Origin of the sequence: Streptomyces hirsutus (genome assembly GCF_001418415.1) — a bacterium.
In the GTDB taxonomy this organism is placed as follows: Bacteria; Actinomycetota; Actinomycetes; order Streptomycetales; family Streptomycetaceae; genus Streptomyces; species Streptomyces hirsutus.
The window spans coordinates 1-6697 of record NZ_LIQT01000524.1; the positions used below are offsets into that span (position 1 = coordinate 1).

7 protein-coding genes and 1 riboswitch are annotated in these 6697 nt (G+C 71.6%); of the genes, 4 read left to right on the forward strand and 3 right to left on the reverse strand.

Annotation, left to right across the window (positions count from 1 at the left end):
• Positions 1-57 precede the first annotated feature (57 nt).
• The gene (locus tag AOK11_RS33120) at positions 58-327 is read left to right on the forward strand and encodes a DUF3263 domain-containing protein (protein WP_240497584.1); all 270 of its coding nucleotides are present in this window, start codon (positions 58-60) and stop codon (positions 325-327) included.
• 78 nt (positions 328-405) lie between these two features.
• Here the strand turns inward: AOK11_RS33120 and otsB are convergent, their stop codons facing one another.
• From otsB to AOK11_RS33135, 3 genes are all read right to left on the reverse strand, one after another.
• A complete protein-coding gene (gene otsB / locus AOK11_RS33125) occupies positions 406-1317 on the reverse strand; it encodes a trehalose-phosphatase (protein WP_055597374.1) in 912 nt (303 codons plus the stop codon).
• 117 nt (positions 1318-1434) lie between these two features.
• The gene (locus AOK11_RS33130) at positions 1435-2850 is read right to left on the reverse strand and encodes an alpha,alpha-trehalose-phosphate synthase (UDP-forming) (protein ID WP_206188977.1); all 1416 of its coding nucleotides are present in this window, start codon (positions 2848-2850) and stop codon (positions 1435-1437) included.
• Positions 2851-2988: 138 nt separating this feature from the next.
• Positions 2989-3933: a glucosyl-3-phosphoglycerate synthase gene (locus tag AOK11_RS33135; protein WP_055597378.1), complete on the reverse strand. Its 945-nt coding sequence runs from the start codon at positions 3931-3933 to the stop codon at positions 2989-2991.
• A 262-nt stretch (positions 3934-4195) separates the two neighbouring features.
• Positions 4196-4410: riboswitch (SAM riboswitch) on the forward strand.
• 18 nt (positions 4411-4428) lie between these two features.
• Between AOK11_RS33135 and thrC the strand changes: the two genes are divergently transcribed.
• From thrC to AOK11_RS33150, 3 genes are all read left to right on the forward strand, one after another.
• Complete coding sequence (gene thrC, locus AOK11_RS33140; RefSeq protein WP_055597376.1) at positions 4429-5733, forward strand: threonine synthase; 1305 nt, start codon at positions 4429-4431, stop codon at positions 5731-5733.
• Entirely contained in the window at positions 5730-6005 is a 276-nt protein-coding gene (locus AOK11_RS33145; RefSeq protein WP_055597377.1) for a MoaD/ThiS family protein, read from the forward strand. The genes thrC and AOK11_RS33145 overlap by 4 nt, the downstream gene beginning before the upstream one ends.
• Before the next feature lie 431 nt (positions 6006-6436).
• Complete coding sequence (locus AOK11_RS33150) at positions 6437-6640, forward strand: cold-shock protein (RefSeq protein ID WP_004986573.1); 204 nt, start codon at positions 6437-6439, stop codon at positions 6638-6640.
• Positions 6641-6697 lie beyond the last annotated feature (57 nt).

Sequence of the window (6697 nt, forward strand, 5' to 3'; positions counted from 1 at the left end):
TGCCCGCTGCCCGCTGCCCGCGGACCGGCTGTCGGCGGCGGGGGCTACCGTGCGGGTATGGACCAGGGCCCAGGCATGGACGAGGAGCGGGAACAGGGGCAGGAGCGGCTGGCGCGGCGCGAGCGGGACGTCCTCGCGCTGGAGCGCCGCGGCTTCCTCGGACCCGGCGCGAAGGAGCGGGCGATCCGCGAGGAGCTGGGCCTGTCCCCGGTGCGCTACTACCAGCTCCTCAACGCCCTGCTCGACGACCCCCGCGCCCTGGCCCACGACCCGGTCACCGTGAACCGGCTCCGGCGCGTCCGGGAGTCCCGCCGCACGGAACGCTGAACGCGGGCCGCGTCCGCGTTCCGCGTCCAGCGTTCCGCGTTCAGCGCGGCGGGTGGCCGTCGCCGGCCGGTCGGCCGCTCAGTCCGTGCGCGGAGCCAGGGCCCGCGCCAGCGCCCCGAGCAGGTGGACGACCCCCTCGGGGCCGTCGACCACCACGTCCGCGCGTTCCCGCAGCTCCGTGACCTCGTCGCTGCCGCTGCACACCAGCACACCGGGGACGCCGTCCGAGCGGAGTGCGTCGACGGCGGCGTAGGCGGGGAGGTCGCCCAGGTCGTCCCCCGCGTAGAGGACGGACCCGGCGCCGATCTCGCGGGCGTACTCCGCCAGGGCGACTCCCTTGTCCATGCCCGGCGGACGCAGCTCCAGGACCATGCGGCCGGGCTCGACGACCAGCCCGTGCCGGTGCGCCAGGCCGGTCAGCGGCTCGCGCAGCGCCTCGAGGGCGGCCTGGGGGTCGGCGGCCCTGCGGGTGTGGACGGCCACCGCGCGGCCCTTCTCCTCGGTCCAGGTGCCCTCCGGGGCGCCGACCCGGTCGAGCAGCCCCGGCAGTTCCGCGCGGACGGCGGCGACCCCGGGGTGCGGGGCGGGCGCGGTGATCTCACCGGTGGCGGCGTCCCAGCGCTCGGTGCCGTAGTGGCCGAGGACGACGAGGTGCTCCAGGCCGGGGACGTCCGCGAAGCCGCCGTTCCGCACCGCGACCGCGGGCGGCCGGCCGGTGACCACCGCCACGGAGGCCACCCGCGGGGCGAGCGCGGCGAGCGCGCGCACCGCGCCGGGATGGGCGCGGGCCTGCTCGGGGTCGGCCACGATCGGCGAGAGCGTCCCGTCGAAGTCGAGGGCGATCAGCGCCTTCCCCGGCCGCGCGAGCAGCGCGTCGAGCCCGTCCCGCCCGGCCCGCGTGGCGGGCACCGGCAGGGGGGCGGAGGCGCCGGCCTCACCGGCGTCGGGGTAGGTGACGTTCGGGTCCGTGGAATCCGCAGAGCTGCCCATACCACCAACCTATCCACGCCCGCCCGTCCGCACGCACAGGTGACCGGCCGTCCAGGGACGGCGGGGAGGCCGCGGAGGGGCGGGCGGCCGCGCGGCCGGGCGGCCGGTTCCGGTTCTCTAGCTTCCGTCCCGCAGCGCGTTCAGCTGGTCCAGGAACCACTGCTGCGGCGGCAGCGCCGTCGCCGCCTCGGCCAGGCGCTTGGCGCGCTCGGTCCGCTCCTCCGGGCGCATCGTGAGTCCTTCGTGCAGGGCCCGCGCCGTGTCGACCACGTCGTACGGATTGACGGCGATCGCGTCCTCGCCCAGTTCCTCGTACGCGCCCGCCTCCCGGGACAGCACCAGCGCGCAGCCCCGGTCGGACAGGATCGGGATCTCCTTGGCGACCAGGTTCATCCCGTCCCGGATGGGGTTGACCAGGGCCACGTCGGCCAGCCGGTACGCGGCCAGGGAGCGCGCGAAGTCGTCCTCGACGTGCAGGAGGACGGGCTGCCAGCCCGGGGTCCCGTACCGCTCGTTGATCTCCTCGGCGACCCGCTGCACCTCGGCCGTGTAGTCGCGGTACACGGCGAGGTCCTGCCGGGAGGGGTAGGCGAAGGCGACGTGCACGACGCGTTCGCGCCACTCGGGGCGTTCGTCGAGGAGCTGCCGGTACGCGAGCAGGCCGCGCACGATGTTCTTCGACAGCTCGGTCCGGTCGACCCGGACGACGGTCCTGCGCGGGGTCCCGTCGGGGGCGGTGCCGATCTCCTCGCGGAGCGCGACGATCCGTTCCTCGACGTCCGCCTCGTGCGCGCGGCCGCGCAGGAAGTCCGCGTCGGCGCCCAGCCCGTGTACCCCGATCGCGGTCCGTCCGAGCCCGTCCGCGAACTGCTCGCAGCACGCGGTGAACGCGTCCGCCCAGCGCCGGGTCAGGAAGCCGAGCCGGTCCGCGCCCAGCATCCCGCGCAGCACCTGCCCGGCGATGTCGTCGGGCAGCATCCGGAAGTACTCCGGCGGGGCCCACGGCGTGTGCGAGAAGTGACCGATGCGCAGGTCGGGGCGGAGCTCCCGGAGCAGCCCCGGGACCAGCGTCAGGTGGTAGTCCTGCACCACGACCGCGGCCCCCCGGGCCGCCTCCTCGGCCAGCGCCTCGGCGAACGCCCGGTTGTAGGCCTCGTAGGACGCCCACCGCCGGCGGAACTCCGCGTCGAAGACGGGCTCCAGCGGTGTCTGGTACAGCATGTGGTGCACGAACCACAGCACCGAGTTCGCGATGCCGTTGTACGCGTCGGCGTGTACGTCCGCGGGGATGTCCAGCATCCGCACGCCGTCCTCGCCGACCCCGCGCCGCACGGCCTCGCGGTCACCGTCGGACAGCGCCGAGCACACCCACAGCGCGTCCGCGTCCGACCCGATCGCCGACAGCCCGGACACCAGTCCGCCGCCGCCCCGTCTGGCGCGCAGCGAACCGTCCTCGCCCACCGTGTACGAAACGGGGCCGCGGTTCGACGCGACCAGCACCTGAGCACCCTGACCAGCCTGGATGGAAGCCATACGCCTCAACCTAGCCCGCCTCCGAAACGCTCAAACGTGCGGATCAGCCGTATGCGGATCGACTTCTCGGCCGTATACGACCGGATACGCCCGGAACGCCAGGTCAAGGGGTGGGGCGGGGAGCGCGGGCCGTCGTGGTCAGGCCACCCGGCGGGACTGGTACTCGGCTATCTCCGTCATCGGGGGCCGCTCCTCCGTGTCCACCGGGTGGGTGCGGGGCTCGAAGCCGGCGACGGTGCGTTCGAACTGGGTGAGCGCGGGGCGGACGAGGTGGCCGCGGGCCAGGCGGAGGTGGGCGGTGCGGTAGATCGCGGCGGCCATCCGGCCGAGGGCCTGGCCGTCCTGGTGGCGGTGCTTGCGGACGCCGACGTCGACCTGGGCGAGGGCGTCCAGGCCCACCAGGTGCAGGGCGTCGACCAGCATGCCCAGCTCGACGCCGTAGCCGACGGGGAAGGGCAGCCGTTCCAGGAGCGAGCGGCGGGCCGCGTACTCGCCGCCGAGCGGCTGCACGAAGCCGGCCAGCCGCGGCCAGTGCAGGTTGAGCAGCGGGCGCGCCATCAGCTCCGTGACCCTGCCCCCCTGGCCGGCCGCGGAGCCCAGGGGCCGGTCGTACATGGCCTTCACCAGTTGCACGTCCGGATCGGTGAGCAGGGGGCCGACGATGCCGGAGACGAACGCGGCGGAGAACTCCCTGAGGTCCGCGTCGACGAAGCAGACGATGTCCCCCCGGGTGACCAGCAGGGAGCGCCACAGCACCTCGCCCTTGCCGGGCACGGCGGGGATGCGGGGCAGGATCGTGTCCCGGTGCACCACGGTCGCGCCCGCCGAGGCGGCCGCCTGGGCGGTGCGGTCGGTCGAGCCGGAGTCCACGACCACGATCTCGTCGACCAGCGGGACCCGCAGCATCAGGTCGTGCCGGATCGCCGTGACGATCCCGCCGACCGTGGCCTCCTCGTTGAGCGCGGGCAGCACCACGCTCACCGTCTGTCCCGTGGCGCGTTTCGCGGCCAGGAGGCGGTGCACCGGGCGGTCGGTCACGGACCAGGAGCGGTCGGCCAGCCAGCGCTCGACTTCTTCCAGCACGGTCGGCGGCTCCTCACCTCTGCGGTCCATAACCCCTCTGGTCCATACTCCTGCGGCCCGTACCAGGACGGCCCGTACTCCTGTGATCCATGCCCCTGTGGTCCGTCTCGCGGTTCGGACGTGCTCTCTCCACCGTCCTGGCCTTCGGTTACAGTCTTGAACAACGCGGACGGCCCCCGCACATCGGGGGTCGCGGCCCTCACCGGTCCTCGTCCGCTCCGTACGGCCGCACGACATACAACCGCACGACACAACCGCATACAGCTCATCCAGAGGGGCAGAGGGAAACGGCCCGATGAAGCCCCGGCAACCCTCCAGCCGGTTCTCGTAGATCACCGTCGATCGACGATCACAGCGCATTGCGGTGTCCACCGCGCAGCGCGGTGGATCGCGTCGCTGATCGTCCTCGCGAGGCTCCCGGCTAGGGAAGGTGCCAAATCCGTCTCACGGCGAGATGCGTCGTGAGGAAGATGAGGAGAAAGGGCCTCGCCTCACATGGCTGTGCAGACTGCTGAAAGCACTACGGAATCCGTCACCGGATCCGCCGCTCCCTCCGTCGATCTCGGCCCCGCCGCCGCGCTGTCCTGCCGCGAGTGCGGCCACCGCGTACCGCTCGGTCCGGTCTTCGCCTGCCAGGAGTGTTTCGGCCCGCTGGAGATCGCCTACGACTTCTCGGACCACGACACCGAGGAACTGCGCCGGCGCATCGAAGCGGGCCCCGCGAACATCTGGCGCTACGCGCCCCTGCTGCCCGTTCCCGCCGACGTGGCGACCAAGCCGAACATCAACCCCGGCTGGACCAAGCTCGTCCAGGCCGACAACCTCGCCCGCGAACTCGGCGTCACCGGCGGCCTGTACGTCAAGGACGACTCCGGCAACCCGACGCACTCCTTCAAGGACCGGGTCGTCGCCCAGGCCCTGGAGGCCGCCCGCGCCTTCGGCTTCACCACCCTTTCCTGCTCCTCCACGGGCAACCTCGCCGGTGCCGTCGGCGCCGCCGCCGCCCGCGCCGGACTGCGCTCCTGCGTGTTCATCCCGCACGACCTGGAGCAGGGCAAGGTCGTCATGGCCGCCGTCTACGGCGGGGAGCTCGTCGGCATCGAGGGCAACTACGACGACGTGAACCGCTTCTGCTCCGAGCTGATCGGCGACCCGGCCGGCGAGGGCTGGGGCTTCGTCAACGTCAACCTGCGGCCGTACTACGCCGAGGGCTCCAAGACCCTCGCGTACGAGATCTGCGAGCAGCTCGGCTGGCGGCTGCCCGACCAGCTCGTCGTCCCCATCGCCTCCGGCTCGCAGCTCACGAAGATCGACAAGGGGCTGCGGGAGCTGATCGAGCTCGGCCTCGTCGAGGACAGGCCGTACAAGATCTTCGGCGCCCAGGCGGAGGGCTGCTCGCCGGTGTCGGCCGCGTACAAGGCGGGCCACGACGTCGTCCGGCCGCAGAAGCCGAAGACCATCGCCAAGTCGCTCGCCATCGGCAACCCCGCCGACGGCCCGTACGTCCTGGACATCGCGCGCCGCACCGGCGGCGCGGTGGAGGACGTGACGGACGAGCAGATCGTGGAAGCCATCCGGCTGCTGGCCCGGACCGAGGGCATCTTCGCCGAGACCGCGGGCGGCGTGACCGTCGGCGTCACGAAGAAGCTCATCGAGAACGGCGACCTGGACCCGGCCCTGACCACCGTCGTGCTCAACACCGGCGACGGTCTCAAGACGCTGGACGCGGTGGCCGACACCGGCCTGACCGCGACCATCCGCCCGAACCTGGACTCCTTCCGAGAGGCTGGCCTCGCATGAGCGTGACCGTTCGCATCCCCACCATCCTGCGCACCTACACCGGCGGCAGGGCCGAGGTCGGCGCCGAGGGTGCCACGCTCGGCGACGTCATCGCCGACCTGGAGAAGAACCACACCGGGATCGCCGCCCGGGTCCTCGACGACCAGGGCAAGCTGCGCCGCTTCGTCAACGTCTACGTCAACGACGACGACGTGCGTTTCGAGCAGGGCCTTCAGACCGCGACCCCGGACGGTGCGGGTGTGTCGATCATTCCGGCCGTCGCCGGCGGCTGATCATTACCATCGGTAATCAGCGTGACTGAGCGTTCATCGAATGGCCCCCTCCGTGAGAGAAGCGGAGGGGGCCATTCCATGGGATTGAACGCGATAGAGTCGGGGAACACGGCCCCGATTTCCCCATCGGGAACCATTAATTCCTGCCGCCCGCCCGACTGGATGTAGCCAAAGTCTGGGCCCTTTCTGCGGCTTTTGCGGCATTTGCCCGGCCTGACTTGCCCTGAAATCGGGCGAACTACCGTCACATTCCGGACCGGCGACGTCGAGATTTCTCGTCCGATTGACCTGTTGCAGAGGGCAGTTGGGCAGATACATTCAGCCGCGGTCGACGCGTTCCGGCGCACGCCCCCAACCGTTTGGGGAGTGAGGTCTGACCCGGATCCGCGAAGTGCGGATCTGTGCAAGGGCCAGTAATAGGGGAGTTAGGCATGGCTCAGGGCACCGTCAAGTGGTTCAACGCGGAGAAGGGATACGGCTTCATCGCGGTCGACGGTGGTGCGGATGTTTTCGTCCACTACAGCGCGATCCAGATGGACGGCTACCGCACCCTTGAAGAGGGCCAGCGGGTCGAATTCGAGATCTCGCAGGGCCAGAAAGGCCCGCAGGCCGACATGGTTCGCGTCACCGCCTGAACGCGCTACCAGCAACCACAAGAATTTTCCTGCCAGCGAAGGGCTCGTGTCCCCGGG

Bases quoted from the DNA above. Each gene is read 5' to 3' on its own strand.
- AOK11_RS33120 (WP_240497584.1), top strand. From the start codon at position 58: ATGGACCAGGGCCCAGGCATGGACGAGGAGCGGGAACAGGGGCAGGAG.
- otsB (WP_055597374.1), bottom strand. From the start codon at position 1,317: ATGGGCAGCTCTGCGGATTCCACGGACCCGAACGTCACCTACCCCGAC.
- AOK11_RS33130 (WP_206188977.1), bottom strand. From the start codon at position 2,850: ATGGCTTCCATCCAGGCTGGTCAGGGTGCTCAGGTGCTGGTCGCGTCG.
- thrC (WP_055597376.1), top strand. From the start codon at position 4,429: ATGGCTGTGCAGACTGCTGAAAGCACTACGGAATCCGTCACCGGATCC.
- AOK11_RS33145 (WP_055597377.1), top strand. From the start codon at position 5,730: ATGAGCGTGACCGTTCGCATCCCCACCATCCTGCGCACCTACACCGGC.
- AOK11_RS33150 (WP_004986573.1), top strand. From the start codon at position 6,437: ATGGCTCAGGGCACCGTCAAGTGGTTCAACGCGGAGAAGGGATACGGC.